The sequence below is a fragment of the Pseudarthrobacter oxydans genome (assembly GCF_013314975.1).
GTDB lineage: Bacteria > Actinomycetota > Actinomycetes > Actinomycetales > Micrococcaceae > Arthrobacter > Arthrobacter oxydans.
On record NZ_JABTYH010000009.1, the window covers coordinates 1 to 18,924 of the forward strand.

General features: G+C 66.1%; 15 protein-coding genes. 5 read left to right on the forward strand and 10 right to left on the reverse strand.

Annotated elements, in window-relative coordinates; all coding sequences use genetic code 11:
* Positions 1-459 precede the first annotated feature (459 nt).
* The 3 genes from HTS88_RS07865 to HTS88_RS07875 all read right to left on the reverse strand — a co-directional run bounded on the left by HTS88_RS07865 (position 460) and on the right by HTS88_RS07875 (position 4,008).
* The gene (locus HTS88_RS07865; RefSeq protein WP_174177108.1) at positions 460-1,818 is read right to left on the reverse strand and encodes an extracellular solute-binding protein; all 1,359 of its coding nucleotides are present in this window, start codon (positions 1,816-1,818) and stop codon (positions 460-462) included.
* A gap of 314 nt (positions 1,819-2,132) precedes the next feature.
* The gene (locus HTS88_RS07870) at positions 2,133-3,074 is read right to left on the reverse strand and encodes a carbohydrate ABC transporter permease (RefSeq protein WP_102975962.1); all 942 of its coding nucleotides are present in this window, start codon (positions 3,072-3,074) and stop codon (positions 2,133-2,135) included.
* Positions 3,064-4,008, reverse strand: a complete 945-nt coding sequence (locus HTS88_RS07875) for an ABC transporter permease subunit (RefSeq protein ID WP_174177110.1) — start codon at positions 4,006-4,008, stop codon at positions 3,064-3,066. Before HTS88_RS07875 ends, HTS88_RS07870 begins: the two co-directional genes overlap by 11 nt.
* Before the next feature lie 338 nt (positions 4,009-4,346).
* Between HTS88_RS07875 and HTS88_RS07880 the strand changes: the two genes are divergently transcribed.
* From HTS88_RS07880 to HTS88_RS07895, 4 genes are read left to right on the forward strand one after another with little or no spacing between them, the layout of a single operon-like run.
* Positions 4,347-5,642: an ABC transporter substrate-binding protein gene (locus tag HTS88_RS07880; protein WP_246256088.1), complete on the forward strand. Its 1,296-nt coding sequence runs from the start codon at positions 4,347-4,349 to the stop codon at positions 5,640-5,642.
* A gap of 50 nt (positions 5,643-5,692) precedes the next feature.
* Positions 5,693-6,862, forward strand: coding sequence for an acetylxylan esterase (locus HTS88_RS07885; RefSeq protein WP_174177112.1), 1,170 nt, complete (start codon positions 5,693-5,695; stop codon positions 6,860-6,862).
* Positions 6,862-8,922: a DUF6807 family protein gene (locus HTS88_RS07890; RefSeq protein ID WP_174177114.1), complete on the forward strand. Its 2,061-nt coding sequence runs from the start codon at positions 6,862-6,864 to the stop codon at positions 8,920-8,922. Before HTS88_RS07885 ends, HTS88_RS07890 begins: the two co-directional genes overlap by 1 nt.
* Positions 8,919-10,037, forward strand: a complete 1,119-nt coding sequence (locus tag HTS88_RS07895; protein ID WP_174177116.1) for a M24 family metallopeptidase — start codon at positions 8,919-8,921, stop codon at positions 10,035-10,037. The genes HTS88_RS07890 and HTS88_RS07895 overlap by 4 nt, the downstream gene beginning before the upstream one ends.
* Before the next feature lie 175 nt (positions 10,038-10,212).
* Here HTS88_RS07895 and HTS88_RS07900 read toward each other — a convergent pair whose 3' ends face one another.
* The 6 genes from HTS88_RS07900 to HTS88_RS07925 all read right to left on the reverse strand — a co-directional run bounded on the left by HTS88_RS07900 (position 10,213) and on the right by HTS88_RS07925 (position 16,789).
* Positions 10,213-10,539, reverse strand: coding sequence for a helix-turn-helix domain-containing protein (locus tag HTS88_RS07900; protein WP_174177118.1), 327 nt, complete (start codon positions 10,537-10,539; stop codon positions 10,213-10,215).
* A 273-nt stretch (positions 10,540-10,812) separates the two neighbouring features.
* Positions 10,813-12,264: an aldehyde dehydrogenase family protein gene (locus HTS88_RS07905; RefSeq protein ID WP_174177121.1), complete on the reverse strand. Its 1,452-nt coding sequence runs from the start codon at positions 12,262-12,264 to the stop codon at positions 10,813-10,815.
* Between the two features lie 67 nt (positions 12,265-12,331).
* Positions 12,332-13,435 carry a mandelate racemase/muconate lactonizing enzyme family protein gene (locus HTS88_RS07910; protein WP_174177123.1) on the reverse strand — a complete coding sequence of 368 codons (1,104 nt, stop codon included), beginning with the start codon at positions 13,433-13,435 and terminating at the stop codon, positions 12,332-12,334.
* Complete coding sequence (locus tag HTS88_RS07915; protein ID WP_174177125.1) at positions 13,435-14,340, reverse strand: 5-dehydro-4-deoxyglucarate dehydratase; 906 nt, start codon at positions 14,338-14,340, stop codon at positions 13,435-13,437. The genes HTS88_RS07910 and HTS88_RS07915 overlap by 1 nt, the downstream gene beginning before the upstream one ends.
* Positions 14,337-15,302 carry an NAD-dependent epimerase/dehydratase family protein gene (locus tag HTS88_RS07920; protein WP_174177127.1) on the reverse strand — a complete coding sequence of 322 codons (966 nt, stop codon included), beginning with the start codon at positions 15,300-15,302 and terminating at the stop codon, positions 14,337-14,339. Before HTS88_RS07920 ends, HTS88_RS07915 begins: the two co-directional genes overlap by 4 nt.
* 32 nt (positions 15,303-15,334) lie before the next feature.
* The gene (locus HTS88_RS07925) at positions 15,335-16,789 is read right to left on the reverse strand and encodes a Gfo/Idh/MocA family oxidoreductase (RefSeq protein ID WP_174177129.1); all 1,455 of its coding nucleotides are present in this window, start codon (positions 16,787-16,789) and stop codon (positions 15,335-15,337) included.
* A 380-nt stretch (positions 16,790-17,169) separates the two neighbouring features.
* On the opposite strand from HTS88_RS07925, the gene HTS88_RS07930 reads away from it, so the two are divergent.
* Entirely contained in the window at positions 17,170-18,204 is a 1,035-nt protein-coding gene (locus HTS88_RS07930) for a LacI family DNA-binding transcriptional regulator (RefSeq protein ID WP_174177131.1), read from the forward strand.
* A 7-nt stretch (positions 18,205-18,211) separates the two neighbouring features.
* Here the strand turns inward: HTS88_RS07930 and HTS88_RS07935 are convergent, their stop codons facing one another.
* Complete coding sequence (locus tag HTS88_RS07935) at positions 18,212-18,901, reverse strand: FadR/GntR family transcriptional regulator (RefSeq protein ID WP_174177133.1); 690 nt, start codon at positions 18,899-18,901, stop codon at positions 18,212-18,214.
* Between the last annotated feature and the right edge of the window lie 23 nt (positions 18,902-18,924).

Sequence of the window (18,924 nt, forward strand, 5' to 3'; positions counted from 1 at the left end):
ACCTACCACTCCACCGCCCCGCCACCACCCGGAACACCGGCGATGAGCCATGGGGTGGCCGGGATGCACCCTTCGGGCCCACCAGCCGGTACTGCAAGTACCTCGGCCACGGGCACAGCACGCGACATGGCTCCGCGGACCGCGCCTGGCCCGGGCCGCGGCGACCCCGGATCCACCATGCGGGAAAGGGCAGTGTGTCCCAGCCCGAAGAAGCACGGTGTCCAGGTCCTCGGCCGCGTTGTTCCGTACCGATCCCTGGTTGTACAGCGCGGGCCGAGGCCGTACCGGCTGCACCGCCGTAGTCCTGACGCTGCAGCTTTAGACCCACAGCCTTAAACAGCTCCGTCCCGGAAGGAACCCGAGGTTCCTGCCGGGACGGAGCTGCCACCCGCCGTCGGACGCTGGGAGTGGAGGAGGCTTCCATCCAAACTGTCCGGAGCCGTGTTGGCGGTGTGAGGACTAACTGCTGATTGCCGACTTCATCTCGTCGTGGGCCTTCTTGCCTGCTTCATCGGTGGAAAGCCGTTCGAAGAGAACCTCGGAGGTGTACCGCTTGATGATTTCCTGGATTGCGCCGGCGCCCTTCGGCGGCGGAGCGGGTGCCTCGCCGAGTTCATCCTTGATCTGATCGATGAATTTGACCACCTTGACATCGGCCGGGGTCAGCTTGGACTCGATGGCTGCACGGACCTCTGAGTTCGGGTAGACACCGCGGTCTGCAAGGAGGGCCTCGCCGGCCTTGACGTTGTTGGCCAGGAAGTCGATGAACTTGGCGGTCTCCTCGGGGTGCTTGGTGCGTGAGGAGGCTGACCAGAACTGCGAAGCCTTGTACCAAAGCTCTGCATCAGCGGAAGACCCGGTCTTCGTGGGGAACCGCAGGATCTTCAGGTCACTGCCGGAAGCCTTCTCCAAAGCCGGGGCCTGGTTGGACCACCAGAAAGCCATGGCATTCTTGCCGGTGGCGAGTCCGCTCTGGTCCAGCGGGGCAGCCTCGGCTTCAACCACCTCGGAGGCCGTGGGAACTGCCTTGTTCTCGCTGAGCTGCTTCAAGAACGCCCACCATTCGGAAATGTCACTGGGCTCGAAGCCCAGCTTGCCGTCGGAGGTGTACAGCGACTTGCCGTTCTGGCGGAGCCAGACACCCAGGGATGCCTCGTCCGTACCGTACGCGGCGGCACCATAAGTGCCCTTCGGGGACTTGGCCGTCACTTCGGAGGCGGTTTTCTCGAAGTCCTCCCAGGTCCACGTGGAGTCGTCCGGCATCGCCACACCTGCGGCCTCAAACACCGCGGGGTTAGCCAGGATAGTGGCCGCGTTGATGCCGGCCGCGATGCCGGTCAGGCCGTCCTCGCTCTTGCCCGCGTTCAGTGCGGCCTCGTCAAGCTTGGAGGTGTCGATCTTGTACTTGGACAGGTCAAGCAGGGCACCGCGGCTGGAGTATTCGGTAATGTACTTCTCGTCCATCTGTATGATGTCCGGGGCGTCGTTGGCGGCAACCTGGGTTGCCAGCTTGTCCCAGTAGCCGCTCCAGTCGCCAAACTCCGGCTTGATCTTGATGTTCGGGTTCTCAGCCTCGAACTGCTTGATGGCTTCCTGGGTCAGCTGGGCGCGCTTGTCGCCACCCCACCAGGAGAACCGCAGCTCAACGGGTCCATCGGCATTCTGTGGGGATGATCCTCCGCCGCAGGCACTGAGGGCCATAACGACGGCGGCAGCCGCCGCGACGATGCCCGTCTTGCGGATGCGGCGTGCTGCGCCGGGGGAACGCGACTCTGCCGGTTGCCGGGCAGCAGACGCAGGGCGGGAAAAAAGCTGCACTGGTAACTCCGATCTTCTTTGATCTAGGTGCTGTGGACTAACGCACTGGGGAACAGGGATGAAACGCGTAAGCGCTTTCTAGATGTAATAGTACAAGTAGGTGACTTGTATTACAAGATGTTTGGCCAACAGTTCCGGACGTCCACTTTCTGCGGGAGACGTTACAGCCCGGCGCGGTCCTGGACGGCACGTTCCGGCGCGGCACAGTTTCCAACACCATGCTTCCGGACAGCCGAACGGCCCGCCACAAGGACGGGCCGTTCGGTTGGTGCGCAGGCCTGCTGGCCGGCAGCGCATGAGTCCAGGAGCTGGATCTATTTGATGCCGGTGGTTGCGATTCCCTTGATGAGGAAGCGCTGGCCGAAGAGGAACACCAGGAAGACCGGCAGGAGCGAGACGATGGACATCGCAAACAGGGATCCCCAGCTCGTGGCTGACTGCGAGTCGACGAAAGCCCTCAGCGCCACCGGAACGGTGAACATGTCCGGGTCCGTCAGGTAGATCAGGGCGCCGAAGAAGTCGTTCCAGGTCCAGATGAACGTGAAGATGGTGGTGGTGGCCAGGGCCGGCACCATCAGCGGCAGGATGACCCGCAGGAAGATGCGAGGGTGGCCCGCGCCGTCGATCCTCGCAGCCTCATCAAGTTCCCGCGGAATGCCGCGGATGAACTGCACCATCAGGAAGACGAAGAACGCTTCGGTGGCCAGCAGCTTCGGCACGATCAGTGGCCAGAAGGTGTTAACCCAGCCGATCTGCGAGAACAGGATGTACTGCGGAACAATCACCACGTGGAACGGCAGCATGATGGTGAGCAGCATGATGCCGAACAGCAGCTTCTTGGCAGTGAACTGCAGCCGGGCGAAGGCGTAGGCCGCCATGGAGCATGAGATCAGGTTGCCCAGGATGGAGCCGATGACCACAATCGCCGAGTTGATCATGTAGTGGCCGAAGGGGTGGGTCAGGGCAGACCAGCCGGAGGTGTAGTTGCTCATCTCCAGGCTGTTGAGCCAGAGCCCCGGTTCGCGGAAGATCAGCTCGTTGGGGCGTAGCGATGAAACAACCATCCAGAGCAGCGGGTAGATCATCAGGCCGCCGGCAAGGATCAGGATGCCGTGCTTCATCAGGGATTTTCCGCGCTGGGCCCGGCTGAAGGCCAGCGTTCCGCGGGACTCGCGGGGCTTGCGGTGGTTCGTAGGCTTGCCGGCGCCTCCGGACTTCTTGTCCGGGGTGGGCAGCGTCTCCAGCTTAGTCGTCATAGAAAACCCAATACTTAGAAGCGATGAAGTTAATGGCGGTGAATACACCGATGATCACCAGCAGGACCCACGCCATGGCTGACGCGTAGCCCATGTCGAACTGGCCGAAGCCCTTTTGGTAGAGGTACAGCGTGAAGAACATCGTGGAGTCCGAGGGGCCGCCGTTGCCGCCCGAGACGATGAACGCCTGGGTGAACGACTGGAAGGATCCGATGATCTGCAGGACCAGGTTGAAGAAGATGATCGGGCTCAGCATCGGCAGCGTGATCCGCCAGAACTGCTGGAGGGTGGTGGCGCCGTCAACCCTTGCCGCCTCGTAATACATGTGCGGGATCTGTCGGAGGCCGGCCAGGAAGATGATCATGGGGGCGCCGAAGGTCCAGACGTGGAGCAGGATGATGGAGCCGAGCGCCGTGCTGGGGTCTGAGATCCACCCCGGACCCTGGATGCCGAACATTGCCAGGACCTGGTTCACCAGGCCCGTGGTGCCGAAGATCTGCTTCCAGAGAATAGCGACTGCCACCGAACCGCCCAGGAGGGACGGCAGATAGAACACTGAGCGGTAGAACGGCAGGCCGCGCAGGCCTTTGTCCAGGACCAGGGCGATCAGGAGCGCCACGGCGAGCTGGAGCGGCACACCAACAAATACGTAGGTGAAGGTCACGCCGAGGGAGTTATGCAGGCGTGCGTCACTGAGCATCCGGGTGTAGTTGTCCAGTCCGACCCATTCCGGCGGCTGGAGCAGGTTGTAGTCCGTGAAGGACAGATACAGGGACATGACCATGGGGCCGATGGTGATGGCCACGAGGCCCACCAGCCACGGCAGCAGGAAGATATACGCTGCCTTGTTGTCCCGGCCGTTGGCCTTCTTCTCCGCGGCGGTGGCTTTGCCCTTGCGCCGGGTGATGGAGCTGAGTTCGCTGATGGCGCTCACTGTTGCCGTCCCGTTCGTGTCATCAGGCCCGCTGCTGCCGGCATTCCAGCCGGGCGCAGCGCCCTGGGTATGTGCTTAGCGGCCATGTGGTCTCCTTTGGTCATCGTGGCCTCCACGTTCCTGGTATCGCCTGGGCGATAGGTGCGCTCCCGCGGCCGGTGGTTGGCCGCCGTAGATTCGGCGGTTCCCACCACCGCGGAGGTGCGGATTGAAAAGCGGCTCCGTACCAAAGTAAACGGTTTCTTGACTCCTGTATAGCCCTTTGTTAGTTTTTGAGAAAACGCTTTCTGTTATACAGGTCACTACGAATGAAACCACAACACCTAAGGGGCAGGACAATGCGGTTACGTCTCCGGAAATCAGTCATGGGGGTTGCAGGCGCAACAGCTGCCCTCGCCATGGTACTTACGGGTTGCGGCAGCAACGCAGAGGCCGGGAAAGTCGGGACGGTCGAGGATCCCGTCACCATCCGTTTCGCCTGGTGGGGGAACGATTCCCGTGCCAAGACCACCCTGGAGGTCATCAAGGACTTCGAGGCCGCGAACCCCACCATCAAGGTGCAGGGCGAGAACACCGAGTTCAGCTCCTACTGGGACAAGATGGCCACCCAGATCGCCGGCGGCACCACCCCGGACGTCTTCGCCATGAGCGGCGCCTACCCCAGCGAATACGCCAGCCGGGGCGTGCTGCTGGACCTGGACGACGTCAAAGACCAGATCGACACCTCCAAGTTCGCCGAAGGCACGGTGGACCTGGGCAAGATCGACGGCAAGCAGTACACCATCACCGCAGGCGTGAACTCCATGTCCATGGTGATCGACCCCAAGGTCTTCGAGGCAGCAGGCGTTGAGCTGCCCGACGACGAAACCTGGACCTGGGACGATTACGCGCAGATCGCCGCTGACATCACCAAGAACTCCCGGGCGGGAACCTTCGGCACCACCCCCATGTCCAACGACTCCTTCCTGGCGGTATGGGCACGCCAGAGCGGCGAGGAGCTCTACACCGATGACGGCAAGAAGCTGGGCATCAGCGAGGACACTGCCACCGAGTGGTTCGAGCTCAACAAGAAGCTCATGGACACCGGCGGCGCCCCGTCCGCCTCACAGACCGTGGAGGACGGCTCTGCCCAGCCCGAAATGACGCTCATGGGCCAGGGCAAGCAGGGCATGAAGATCTCCTGGAGCAACCAGATGAACTCCTACTCCGGCTCACCGCTGGTCATGATGAAGATGCCGGGCGAAAGCAAGACACCCGGCGCGTGGCTGCGCTCCTCCATGGAGTACGCCATCTCCTCCAAGTCCGCGCACCCCAAGGAAGCCGCCCTCTTCATCAATTACCTGGTGAACAACGTGGACGCTGCCACCAAGATCAAGAGTGACCGGGGCATGCCGGCCAACACCGAGCTCAAGGCGGCCATCACTCCCCTCCTGAAGGAATCCCAGCAGAAGGAAGCGGAGTACCTGGACCGCATCGCGGAGATGGACATCGAACCGCCGCTGCCGTTCCCCGCAGGTTCCTCGGCCACCATGGAAGTCCTGAACAGGTTCAATACGGATGTCCTGTTCGGCAAGATCTCACCACGGGATGCGGCCAAGGGCTTCATCCAGGAAGTCAACTCGAACTTGGGCTGACCGCCGGCTGTCCAGCCATCACAACAACATCCCGAACAGGAGGCAGGCCAGTGACTGAAAGCACAGGGCCCGTCAGGCCCAGCGCCATCGCCGGCTACGAGGACTGGCCTGCCTACGTCCGGCACTACCCCCGCCACCAGGCAGCAACGCCGGCTGCGCAGGAACTCGCAGACGCCCTCGGCGTCCCTGAAGTTCCAGCCCAGCCTGACGTGTCAGTTCATTGGGAGGAAACGCACGACGGCGTCACCACCTCCCAGCTCAGCTGGCAGTTGGGCTTCGGTCCCAGGACTACCGGCTGGCTGATCCGGTCGGCCGGCAGTTCCGGGCCGCTGCCCGGCGTCCTCGCGCTGCACTGCCATGGGGGCAACAAATTCGGCGGGGCGGACCGGCTGGTGGAGCTCCCGGAGCAGCACCCGTCGGCGGAGGCCGCCCAGGCCGGCCACTACGACGGCCGCGCCCTTGCCACGGACCTGGCACGTAGCGGTTTCGCAGTCCTCGCCCACGACGCCTTCGCCTGGGGCAGCCGCCGCTTCGACCTTTCCGTCCCGCCCTGGCGGACGGCCTCGGCACTGGACGCGAGGCAGGCACAGTGGCGGGAGGACGGCGTCGTGCCTTCCGATGCCGACGTGTACAACGCGGCCGCAGGGTTCCACGAAGAGACCGTGGCCAAGACCGCCGGCCTGCTGGGCACCAGCCTGGCAGGCATGGTGGCCCACGACGACCTTGCTGCCCTGGAGATCCTCGCGGGGCTGCCGGATGTCGACCAGGACCGGCTGGGCTGCATCGGGTTCTCCGGCGGCGGCGGCCGTTCCCTGGCCCTCGCTGCGCTGAGTCCCCGCATCAAGAGCTACGTCATGACCTGCATGATGACCACGTTCCAGTCACTTCTGCCCTCCTACCTGGACGCCCACTCGTGGCTGCTGCAGACCCCCGGCCTCTGGAAGCTGGGCGACTGGCCGGAGCTGACGGCAAGGTCGGAGTCCGAAAGACTGCTGGTGCAGTATGCCCTGGCGGACCAGCTCTTCCCCGAAGCCGGGATGCGCGACGCCCACCGGGTGCTGGAGTCGCTCCACAGCCCCGGCACCTATACCGGGAGCTTCTGGCCGGGCGGGCACGTATTTACCGCCAGCATGCAACAGGAAGCGCTCGGTTTCCTGTCCAACTCGCTCTGCGCCCATGACCCCCAAACCCTTCCCCTCAGCTACCAAGGACCCGCCTGATGATTGATCAATCCGCCACCGCGGAACGCGAACGCCACTCCGGGGAAAACGCCGTCCCGGCACCCGTCCCGCGCATCGCCCTGGTGGGCGTGCACGGCTTCGGTGAACGGCACCTTGCCAACCTCGCCAGGCTCGAAGCAGCCGGCACCCTGGAACTCGTCGCCGTCGCGGATCCCAATCCCCCGGCTCCAGGACGGCTGGCTGAATCCGTAGCCGTCTTCGGCGACCTTGCCCAGCTGCTGGCAGCGGACCCGGAAGTCGACGTCGTCATCCTCGCCACACCCATCCAAACGCACGCCCCGCTGGCCCTCGCGGCGCTGGCAGCAGGCAAGGACGTGTACGTGGAAAAACCGCCGGTGGCCTCGCTCGGCCAGTTCCGGGATGTACTCGCCGCTGCCGACGCCGCAGGACGGCTGGTCCAGGTGGGTTTCCAGAGCCTGGGGTCGCACGCGCTTCCGGCTATCCGGGCCCTCGTGGAATCCGGCGGCATCGGTGATGTCCTGGGCCTGAGCGCCACCGGACAGTGGGTACGGAACAGGGCCTACTTCAAACGCTCACGCTGGGCCGGAAAGCGCAGCCTGGACGGCATCGACGTGGTGGACGGCGTGGCCACCAATGCCCTTGCCCATGCGGTAGCCACGGGCCTCCACCTGGCCGGCGCCCACACGATGGCCGACGTCGAATCAGTGGACACGGACCTGTACCGGGCCCATGACACCGAAAGTGACGACACCTCCATCATCCGTGTCCGCACCACCAGTGGCTCCACGCTGCTGTGCGGACTGACGCTGTGCGCGCCGGAACAGCAGCGGCCCTCCGTGACGGTACACGGCACCCGCGGCGAGGTCACGCTCTTCTACACCGAGGACGAGGTGGTCATCAGTACCCCCGACGGCGAGCGCCGTGAGACATTCGGCCGGACCGACCTGCTGAAGAACCTTCTGGAGGCCCGCTCCAACGGGGTGCCGCTGCTGTGCGCCCTGCCGGACACCGGCGCCTTCACCACGGTGCTGGAAGCCATCCGGACAGCGCCCGCGCCGCAACCCATCAACCCCGGGTACATCGCGTGGGAGGGCGAGGGCGACGACGCCCATCCGGTAGTCCAGGACATCGCGGCCGTGATCGCAAGGGCAGTCAAAGCCCAGGCCACCTTCGCGGAACTCGGTATGCCCTGGGCCCGCAAAATGCTGCCGGTCCGCACCCTCACCCTGGACGGGAAGGCAGTTGCGGAGTACCAGGACGGCAGTCGGATCCGGGCCGTGTCCTCGCCGCGGCCCTACCTGCACCCCGTCCGGACCCTCGCGGGCACCGTGGTGACGGACCACCAGCCGCTGGACCATGTGTGGCACCTCGGGGCCGGCGTGGCCCTGCAGGATGTGGACGGCATTAACTTCTGGGGCGGCCGCACCTTCACGCGCGAGGCCGGCCAGTACGTCTGGCGCCCGGACCACGGCAGCATCACACCCACGGAAACCCACGCTGAGGAAACGGCTGCGCGGACGGGCGGCGCGGCAGGCCGGCTGCGGGAGACCCTGGGCTGGAACGGGCCGGACGGCGCGCCGGTCCTTCGCGAGGACCGCACCTGGGGGTGGTCCGGCGTCGACTCCTCCGCCTGGTGCCTGACCCTGGATTTTGCCCTCTCCCCCGCCGGCGACCGGCCGGTCAGCCTGGGCAGCCCCGGTTCCAACGGCCGCTTCGAAGGCGGCTACGGCGGGTTCTTCTGGCGCCTGCCCGCCTGCGCGGACGCCACCGTGTGGACGCCGTCCGGTGCCGGGGAAGCAGAAGTGCACGGTTCAGTAACGCCGTGGCTGGCCTGGGCAGGAACGTTCGACGGCGCCAGCGCCACCCTTGTGTTCGTGGCTCCCGGAGGTTCCACCGATCCGTGGTTCGTCCGGGTGGACGGCTACCCGGGGGTGGGCCAGTCGCTGGCCTGGAACAGCCCGGTCATCGCCGAACCTGACGCTCCGGTGCAGCGCAGCATCACCGTTTTTGTGGCCGACGGCATCCTGGGCACAACCGACATCGAAGCTCTCATCAACCAGCAGGGGAACCGTTCATGACCCAGACAACAGCCGACGCTTCCTTGCTCTCGGGCAGGGCGGCCCCCGCCTCCCCGGAGGACCGCGCCATCAAACGCCAGCGGGTGCTGGACATCCTTGATGCAAAGGGCCAGGATTCACTGCTGCTGACCACCAACACCGCCCTGACGTGGTACTTGGACGGCAGCCGGGTGCACATCAGCCTGGCCGGCGATCCCATCGCAGCTGTCCTGGTGGACCGCGGCGGCGACCACCTGGTCACGTTCAACAACGAGGCCGGGCGCCTCGCCGCCGAGGAGCTTCCGTCCGGCGTCACCCTGCACTCCGTGCCCTGGCACGCCAACCTGCATGAGGCCGCCGCCGCCGTCGGCCTCCCTGGAAGGAACGCCGTACCGGTGGCCGAAGCGGACGTCGCCGCCGAACTCCGCGCGGCCCGCCAGCAGCTGCTCCCCAACGAAAGCGCACGCTACGCCCGTCTCAGCGCCGAGGTTGCAGCGCTGATGACGGACGTGCTGTCCACCGCCCGGCCGGAAACCACCGAGTTCGAGCTGGTCTCCGCCCTCGCTGCCCGGATTGTGGCCGCGGGCGCGGAGCCGCTGGTCCTGCTGTGCAACGGCAGCAGCCGGAGCAGCTTCCGGCACCCGCTGGCCACCCACTCGCCGCTGGGACGCCGCGCCATGGCGGTGGTGTGCGCACGCAGGGACGGCATGGTGGCCAACATCACCCGCTGGGTGAGGTTCGACGCCGGCACTGCGGAAGAGCGCGACGCCGAGGCGAGGATCGCAGGAGTGGAGGCGGACATCTTCGACGCCACGGTCCCGGGCGCCCGGCTGGACCGGATCTTTACCGAGATCAAGGCGGCCTACACGCGTCACGGCTTCGGCGCAGACCAGTGGGAGCAGCACCACCAGGGCGGACCCGCCGGCTATGCAGGGCGTGATCCCCGCGTCACCGACGCCGCGACCGACACCGTGATCCTGGGCCAGGCCTTCACCTGGAACCCGTCCGGGCCCGGCGTCAAGATCGAGGACACTGTCCAGCTCACCGGGTCCGGCCTGCAGGTCCTCACGGCCGACCCCCGCTGGCCCTCGACCACGGTGAACGGCCTCCAGCGCCCGGCCACCCTCCAGCTCTAGGCCAGACGCTCTCTCAGATCCTGCAGCAAAACCAGAAACGCTCTCTCAGTTGGCGCCGTACTTCCGGCACCAACTGGGAGAGCGTTTCGGGTAAAGCAACATCAAGAACTGGTCTCCGATAGTTGGACTGGCTTAATGGGATTCTAGGGCGCGAGGGAAACGACGGCCTGGACCTTTACCGTCGTCCCTGATCCCTCAAGGCCCGCAGTTTTCCCAAGTACGCCACCTCCGCGCGGAGCCGCTCGTTCTCCCGGCGCAACCGTTCCAGTTCAGGTAACTCGGCCGGTGGAGGTGGAGCCGCGGACTTCGCGGGCCTGCCTTTGGCCTTGGGACGTAATGCCTCCGCACCGTCACGGCGATACGCCCGGACCCACTTTTGCAGCACCTGGCGCGATGACAAACCGGCCTCCACAGTCAGGGCCGGGCCGGTCTCGCCCGCGAGGAACCGTTCCACTAACGCCAGCTTGAACTCAAACGAGTACGACTTCGCCGGTTTGCTCACCACTACTCCTTGACCATGAATCCTCCACCGCCCATTCAGTGCCCTGACCGGCACCCAAGGCGTCTCAAGAAAACGAGCCGCAGCCCGCTACCCAACGCCCTTCCCAAACCACGCTACCGCCGCCTCGCGCTGGACCTCAGACAAAGAACTACTAATAGCAGGCATAAAACTGCTCCCCGGAAGTCGCAACTGAATTTCTCAGTCCAACTTCCGGGGAGCCGTTCACAAGTGAGAGAGCGTTCCGGTTAAAGCAACATCAAGTGGGAGAGCGTGTCAGGGGAGGCGGAGTTCCCCGTCCACCCGGCGTGGGATGCCCAGGGGGTTGCTTTCGTGCAGGGCCGGGTGCAGGACCGTCTCTGGCGCATCCTGGTAGGCAACAGGACGCTGGAAGCGGCGGACCGCCGTCGCGCCTACCGAGGTAAACAGGGACGTGGTGGCCGGGTACGGGCCGCCGTGCTGCTGGGCCCAGTTGACGGCCACACCGGTGGGCCAGCCGTCGAAGAGGACGCGGCCGGCCAGCTCGGACAACTGGCCCACGAGAGCGGACACGTCCTCGCCCGGCTGGGCGTGGACGGTGGCGGTGAGGCTGCCCGGCACCTTGGCCAGGACCGCGGACAGCTCCTCCTGGCCCGAGTACTCAATCAGCATGGTGGTGGGACCGAAGCACTCCTCCAGCAGTTCCCCGGGGCGCTCCAGGACCTTTGCCGCTGAGGTGGAAAAGACCACGGGTGCGGCGCCGTCGGCCACTGCGTCCTGGTCCACGGTGCCGCTGACCACATCCACGCCATCCACGGACGCGAAGCTGCGCAGGCCGTCAGGGTAGGCCTCCGCGATCCGGCTGGTGAGCATGCCCAGGGCAGGCTTGTCCTTGCTGGCCGCCGCCACTTTTGCGGCAAAGTCTGTTCCAGACGGGATAAAGACGAGCCCGGGCTTGGTGCAGAACTGTCCGGCACCAAGGGTGAAGGATCCCGCCAGGCCTTCCGCGAGCTGCCCGGAACGCTCTGCCAGGGCGGCCTGGGTCACCACCACCGGGTTCAGGCTGCCCAGCTCGCCGTAGAACGGGATGGGGTCCGGACGGGACGTGGCAAGGTCAAAGAGGGCTCGGCCGCCGGGGATGGAGCCGGTGAAGCCCACCGCTTTGATGGCCGGATCCTGGACCAGCGCGGTTCCCACCTCACGGCCGCTCACCAGTGCGAACAGGCCTTCCGGAGCACCGGCTGCGCGCAGTGCTTCGGTGACGATTTCCGCCGTCCGCTCAGAAAGGCGGAGGTGGCCCGAGTGGGCTTTGACGATCACGGAGCAGCCCACGGCCAGGGCCGAGGCAGTGTCGCCGCCGGCCACCGAGAAGGCGAACGGGAAGTTGGAGGCGGAGAAGACCGCAACCGGTCCGATGGGCCGCAGGATGCGCCGCAGGTCCGGCTTGGGCGGCGTGGAGGCGGGGTCCGCGTGGTCGATCACGGCTTCCAGGTAGGAGCCCTCGGTGATGACGCGCGCGAACAGGCGCAGCTGGCCGGTTGTCCGTGCCACTTCGCCGGTGAGGCGGGCTGCGCCGAGGCTGGTCTCGGAATCGGCAATCTCCACCAGTTCGGCGGCGTTCGCGTCCAGGGCGTCCGCCACGGCCGTGAGCCAGGCCGCGCGGTCAGCATCCGATGAAGCTGCAGAAATTTTGGCGGCCTGGGTGGCGGCAGCCGTGAGCTCGGACAGGGAAAGGGTTGCAGTTGTCACTTGGGGTACCTGTTCTGTGGGTCTGGATTCATCGTGTCAGGAGTCATCAGGTCTGGGTGGCCCTGCCCTAGCGCGCGTCGGCGAAGCGGAAGCCGAGTCCGGGCTGGTTGGTGAGGGTCACCCGGCTGTTCCTGAACCGTACCGGCGAAGGTCCTGCCAGGATCCCCAGCTGCTCAAAGGATGCCTCCTCCACGTCTTCCACCAGGGTGGGCTCCGCAAGCGTCAGCGCCAGCTGGCCGGACAGCTCCGGCAGCAGGTGCGGCATGACCTTGATGCTGTTGGTCCGGGCAACTTCAACGATGCGCCTAAAGGGGGTGATGCCGCCCACCCGGATGATGTTCGGCTGGATGATGTCCACTGCTTCCGCCTCTATGAAATCGCGGAAGCGGTAGATGGTGTGCAGGTTTTCGCCGAGGGCGATCGGCACGGGCGAGTGCTTCCGGAGCCTGCGGTAGGCCCAGAGGTCGTCAGCCCGGATGGGTTCCTCAAGCCACTCCAGCCCGAAGCCGGCCAGCACGTCCAGGGCTTTGAGGGTGGTGGGGAGGTCCCAGCGCTGGTTGGCGTCGATCATCAGCTTCCGGTCCGGGCCCAGGACGGATCGAACCGCTGCGACCCGTTCGGCGTCCTCGCGGATGTCCGGCTTGCCCACCTTGATCTTGACCGCCTGGTGCCCGGCGGCAATCCAGCGCTCAGTCTGCGCCACCAGTTCTTCGAGCGAGTAGTGCAGGTTCACCCCGGAGCCGTAAACCTCCGCGGATTCCTGGCGCTGCCCCAGGAGTCCGGTCACGGAGGTGTGGGCCCGCGATGCCTGGAGGTCCCACAGGGCCAGGTCCACGCCGGCCATGGCGATGGTGGTCAGTCCCCCGCCGCCAGCCTCATGCAGCCGCTTCCACACGGCATCCCACACAGTCTCCGGGTGGGCGGGCAGCCCGGTGACGAACGGGGCGATGTCATAATCCAGCAGGGCCTTGACCGCCTGCGGACCGATGGTGGGGGTCCAGGAGAAACCGTGCCCCGCGCCGCCGTCGTCCGTATGGATCTCCGTGACGATCACGTGGTTTTCAGGTGCCTCCACGCCCCAGCTGCGGCGCAGCGGAACCGTGATGAGCCGGGTGGTGAGGCCCGTGATGCGCGGTTCCGTGCGAACGGCAACAGCCGCGGGGGCGCTCATCAGCGGCCAGCCAGCTCGTAGCCCCTGGCGAGGATGGCCTTCAGCTGGACCAGTTGCTCCTCGGTGGGATCCACCAGCGGCGGGCGCACTGAGCCGACGGGAAGTCCACCCAGCCGCAGGCCTGCCTTGATCAGCGAAACACCGAAACCGGGCGTCTGGTCGCGGAGGCGTACCAGTGGTGCGTAGAAGCCTTCCAGCAGGGCGTTGCGGCGGTCCTCATCGCCGGCTTCGTAGGCGTCGTAGTAGGCCTTGGCGATCTCCGGGGCCATGGCGAATGCCGCGGAAGAGTACAACGGTATGCCGAGTCCGCGGTAGGCGCCCTGGGTCAGCTCGGCGGTCAGCAGGCCGTTGAAGAAGGCGAAGTCCTGGCGTCCGGTGGCACGCACCGCGGAGACAATTTCCTGGGCCAGGCCAACGTCTCCCAGCCCGTCCTTGAAGCCGACGACCTTGGGATTGGCAGCCAGCCGGGCCATCGAAGCGGCAGTGAACTTTGCGTTGCCCCGGTGGTAGACAATCACCGGCAGGCTGCTGGCGTTGGCCACGGCCTCGATGTAGGCCACGAGTCCGTCGGTGGGGCCGGTGACCAAATACGGCGGGAGCACCAGGAGGGCGTCGGCCCCCGCTTCTTCCGCGGCGCGGGCGGCGGCAATCGCGTGGCCCAGCGGTCCTCCGGCGCCGGCAACTACCGGGACCTGTCCGGCAACGACCTCGACGGCGGCCGCCACCACAGTGCGGACCTCCTCAATGCTGAGGGCATGGAATTCGCCGGTGCCGCAGGCAGGGAAAACGCCGCCGGGCCGGAACGGAAGCCGGGAGCTGATGTGTTCCTTCAGCAGCTCCACGTCAACGGTGCCTTCGGCCGTGAACGGGGTGACGGGGAAGAACAGTACGCCGTCGAATTTCATGGTTTCTCCTTGGCTCCGCTGCCGGCGCTGACCAGCGCGGAATTCTCGTCGTTGAGGGTGGTGTGGGGCTTGAGTTCGGTGCGCCAGCTGCGCGTGGGCTGCCAGCCCAGGAGCTCCTGGGCCTTGGCGATGGAGAAGGCCGGGCTGGCACCAGTGAGTCCGGCGCTGAGGGCTTCGCTTCCGGGCAGGAATTTCGGCATCAGTTCGGCCAGCGGTGCTGTGGCAAGGGCGTCCGCGGCTCCTACAAAGAAGGTTTCCCCGTTGGGGATGGACGGCATCTTTTCCAGCAGCAGGTCCAGGAAGTCCGCCACGTCCCGGGCATCCACGTAGTTGAAAAGCGCGGGTGCGGACAGTGCGGGATCGGCCAGCCGCTCAGCAAGGGTGTGGCCCTGCTGCGTCGGTGCACCCTCCCATTCCTCCGGCGAGATCACGTAGCAGGGCCGGAACGCTGCGTAACGGATTTTCTCGCCCTGTGCTGCAGCGAAGGTCTGGACGGTCTGCTCGGCAATGAGTTTGGACAGGGCGTAGGCGTTCCACGGCCGCGGCGGCGTCCGCTCATCCAGCGGGAACGACGGCGGCAGCCAGCCCGCCGGCGAACCGTAGCCCAGCACCGTGGGGCTGCTGGCCGTAACAATCTTCTGCACGCCCACGTCGGTGGCCGCGCTGATCACGGCGAACGCGAGCCGCGTGTTCGTGGCAAAAATGACGTCCTCGGGCGCGCTGAACGGTACGGCTATGGCGGCAAGGTGGATGACGGCGTCGGGCGTGGTCTCGCGGAGGAGGCGCAGCGCCTCGCCGGGGGCCAGGAGGTCGGCCGTTTCCTGCACGACGCCGGCGGGCAGCTGGTCCGCCGGAACGGCGTCGCGGTCCACCGAGATGACGTGATGGCCCTTTGCGGCGAGCCCCGCCACAACACTGCGGCCCAGGCGTCCGGAGCCGCCCGTGACAAAGATCCTGCTCATGGTTATTCCTTCGGTTGGTTCCCGGGCAGGAGTCAGTTGCCGCGGCGGAGGTCGACGCCGAGGTCCAGGTCCTCGATGCGTACGGGCAGGGAGGACTCGAGGGAGCGGTTGCCGGCGATGCCGACGGAGACGGAGCGCAGCCCGTCCAGGTATCCGGAGGGGCGTCCCAGCGGGTCCTCGCCCGGACCGTCGAAGAGGTCTGAGAGCAGGAGCTCGTCACCGCCGCCGTGGCCGCCTTCGCCGTTGACGATCGGCACCTCGTAGGCGGCTTCCCAGTGGCGCTGGACCACCAGGCGTTCGCCGTTGCGGCGGATGGCGTCATCCTCTTCGATGGGGGTGGCGCTGGGGTCCACGACGGTCTTCTTGTCCGTGCTGGAGGTGACGGCGGCGCGTTCCACCACCTCGAGCTCGGCGCGGCCTTCGGTGCCATTGACCGCTACCCGGTAGCCCTCCCAGGGGCTGTGGGCGTTCAGCGAGTAGCTGAGGCGGGGCCCGCCCTGGTATTCCACCACCAGTGCGAGGTTGTCCTCGATGGTGATGCCGCCGGTGAACACGTCCTGGTCGCGGCGGTAGCCGTCGTAGTGCTCGTTGTCCAGGAAGAGGGCCTTGAGGCGCTCGTCCTCCCGCAGGTCAAGGGTGAAGGGGTCCTTTTCCGCGCCGGCGGGGGCATCGGCACTGGGCGTGCCGCGCTCGGGGCGGGGACCCAGGCCGCGCTCAGCGGCGTTTTTGTCGCCGTAGAACTTCAGGCCGCCGGAAGCGAAGACACGCTCGGGAACGTCGTCGATCCACCAGTTGACCAGGTCGAAGTGGTGCGAGGCCTTGTGGATCAACAGGCCGCCGGAGTTCTTCTTTTCCCGGTGCCAGCGGCGGAAGTAGTCGGCGCCGTGGACGGTGTCCAGGACCCAGCTGAAGTCGATGGACGTGACCTTCCCGATCACGCCGCTCTGGATAATCTCCTTGAGGGCGCTGTTACGCGGCGAGTAGCGGTAGTTGAAGGTGACCACCACGTTGCGGCCGGTCTCGTGAACGGCCTGGGTGATGCGGCGGCAGCCTTCGGCGTCGATTGTGAGGGGCTTTTCGACGACGACGTCGGCGCCTGCGCGCAGTGCCTCCACGATGTAGTCCGCATGGGTGTAGTCAGGGGTGGTCACCACGACGCGGTCGATGGAGTTGGCCTGGATGAAGGCGGTGAGGTCTGCGGGGTCGAACGATGCGACCGGACCCGGCGCGCCCAGTTCCTGGATGAGCTTCTGGTAGAACTCCACGCGGCCGGGGTTCACGTCGGAGAAAGCCACCAGCTCGGCGGTGTCCGCGTGCTTGCCGAAAATGGCGCGGATGTACATCTCGGAACGCCCGCCGGTGCCGATCAGGGCAATGCGGGCTTTGCCGCCGTGGCGGGCGGGCGCAGCGGCGGCAGCAGTTTCGGTGCCGTCCGCGGGTTCGGACCGTGCCTCTGGGGCGGAAGTCGACTCGGCTGTGTTGACCATGAGGGGTCCCTTTCGAAGACGCAAAATCCGGCCGGATGGGCCGCTGTTCGGTGACGATGTGGTGCTTCTTTGTACCTTGCCTCAGAAAGCGTTTTCTCAGGCTTCCCTATGAGTTGTATCAATCCGATCGCTCATCCGTCAAGCATTGGACTGCATAGGAGAAAGCGTTTTCTGCCCGATCCGCGCCCAGGACCGGGAAAGAACGGGAAAATTGGCGGGAAAAAGTGGGAAAGGAAGAGAAATCGCTTTCCCATCCCGTTATATGCTGTCACTCACTACATGCTTTGACGAGTACGCCGCCACACAGTCGGTTTGGATCCTGCCCTGCAACGGAACGGCGCCACCACCTGCCGGCCGCGGCGCGAAGGAAGGGGCCACGCATGGTCAGGAAATCGGCATCCGGCAGGATCGGCATCGCAGACGTTGCCGTGAAGGCGGGAGTCTCCCACGCGACGGTTTCGCGCGTCATGAACGGCAACTTCACGGTGGACCCCGAGATCGCTGCCCGGGTCCGGGCGGCGGCGGTCGAGCTGAAGTACCAGCCCAACCCCGTGGGCCGAAGCCTGGCCCTCGGCAAGACAGACACCATCGGCATTGTGGTGCCGGACCTGGCCAACCCCACCTTCCAGGCCATCCTCCGCGGCTTGAGCCGGGCCGCCGCCCAGGACGGGTACCGCGTGCTCATCGCCGATTCCTTTGAGGTCTCCAGCGAGGAAACCATCCTGGCGGGCGAGGCACGCCGGCGGTGCGACGGACTGGTCCTCTGCGCGCCCCGCATGAGCGACGCCGAACTGGAGGAGATTGCGCCGTCCCTCCGGCCGCTGGTCCTCATCAACCGCACCACGGCCGCTGCAGGCGTCCCCAGCCTGGTGGTGGACTACGGCCAGGGCGTGCAGGATATCGCCGAACACCTGGTGGACCTGGGCCACACCCGCCTCGCCTTCCTGGCAGGTCCTCCCCGCAGCGCGTCCAACAACCTCCGGCTCCAGGGCCTGGAGGCCTTCAAGACGGCCCATCCGCAGGTGGAGGTCACCATGCTGGAAGGTGGCTCGGACTTCGACACCGGCCACGGCGCGGTGGATGCCGTTTTGGAAAGCGGCGCCACGGGGATCCTTGCCTTCAACGACCTGGTAGCGATGGGCCTGATGAGCGGGCTGCATGAACGGGGCCTCGACGTCCCCGGCGACATCTCCGTCACCGGGTTCGACGACATTCCCTTCGCAAAGTACACAACGCCGACGCTCACCACAGCGGCTGTTCCCATTACCGAACTGGGCGAGCAGGCCTGGCACCAGCTGCGGGCCCTCATCCGCAACGAGGAAAGCGACGCTCCCGGCAGCCGCTACCAGCCAAAGCTCGAGGTGCGCGCCAGCACCGGCCCGGCCAAGGCTGCCCGCACGGCAGTCCACGGCTGAGCACCCCTTAGGGACGACCCATTCCGGCTTCCCGGTAGTAGCCCTCGATGTGGGCTGCCACCAGCCGTGCCGCGCGGTCGCCGTCGCCGTTCCTGATGGCGGCAAGGATCCCGCAGTGCTCTGCCTTCAGGCGCGTGGCTGTTGCCTCCCAGTCCGGAAGGCTGGATGTCAGCTGCGCGGCGTACCGCTGGATCGATTCGCGCAGCGAGCCCATCATGGCGCTGACCACCGCGTTTCCCGCGGCATCGGCGAGGGCCAGGTGGAACCGGACATCCAGCGCCAGGAATTCATCAACGTCCAACCCCTCAACGGCCATCTCGTCCAGCAGTTTGCCGGCCTCCTCCAGCTCCGGGGCCTCCGGGCTTGCCCTGGACGCCGCCCAGGACTCAAGGAGCATCCGGGTTTCCACGATGTCCGCCACCGGAAGGTGCTGCGTGGCCACGTGCAGGCGCAAAGCTGAGCCAAGGGCCGCCGTCGGATCCGAGATGACCACCGTACCGGCGTCCGGGCCCGACCCCACCCCGGCCCGGACCACGCCCATGGCTTCAAGGATCCGGATGGCTTCGCGCACGGACGTGCGTGAGACCTTCAGCTGTTCGGCGAGGGTCCTTTCGGCGGGCAGCCGTCCGCCCACGGCCAGCCGGCCCTCGGAAAGCTCGGCCTCAATCCAAGACAAAACAAGCTGGTGCGTACGCATAGGGCCATGGTACTTGATGTGGT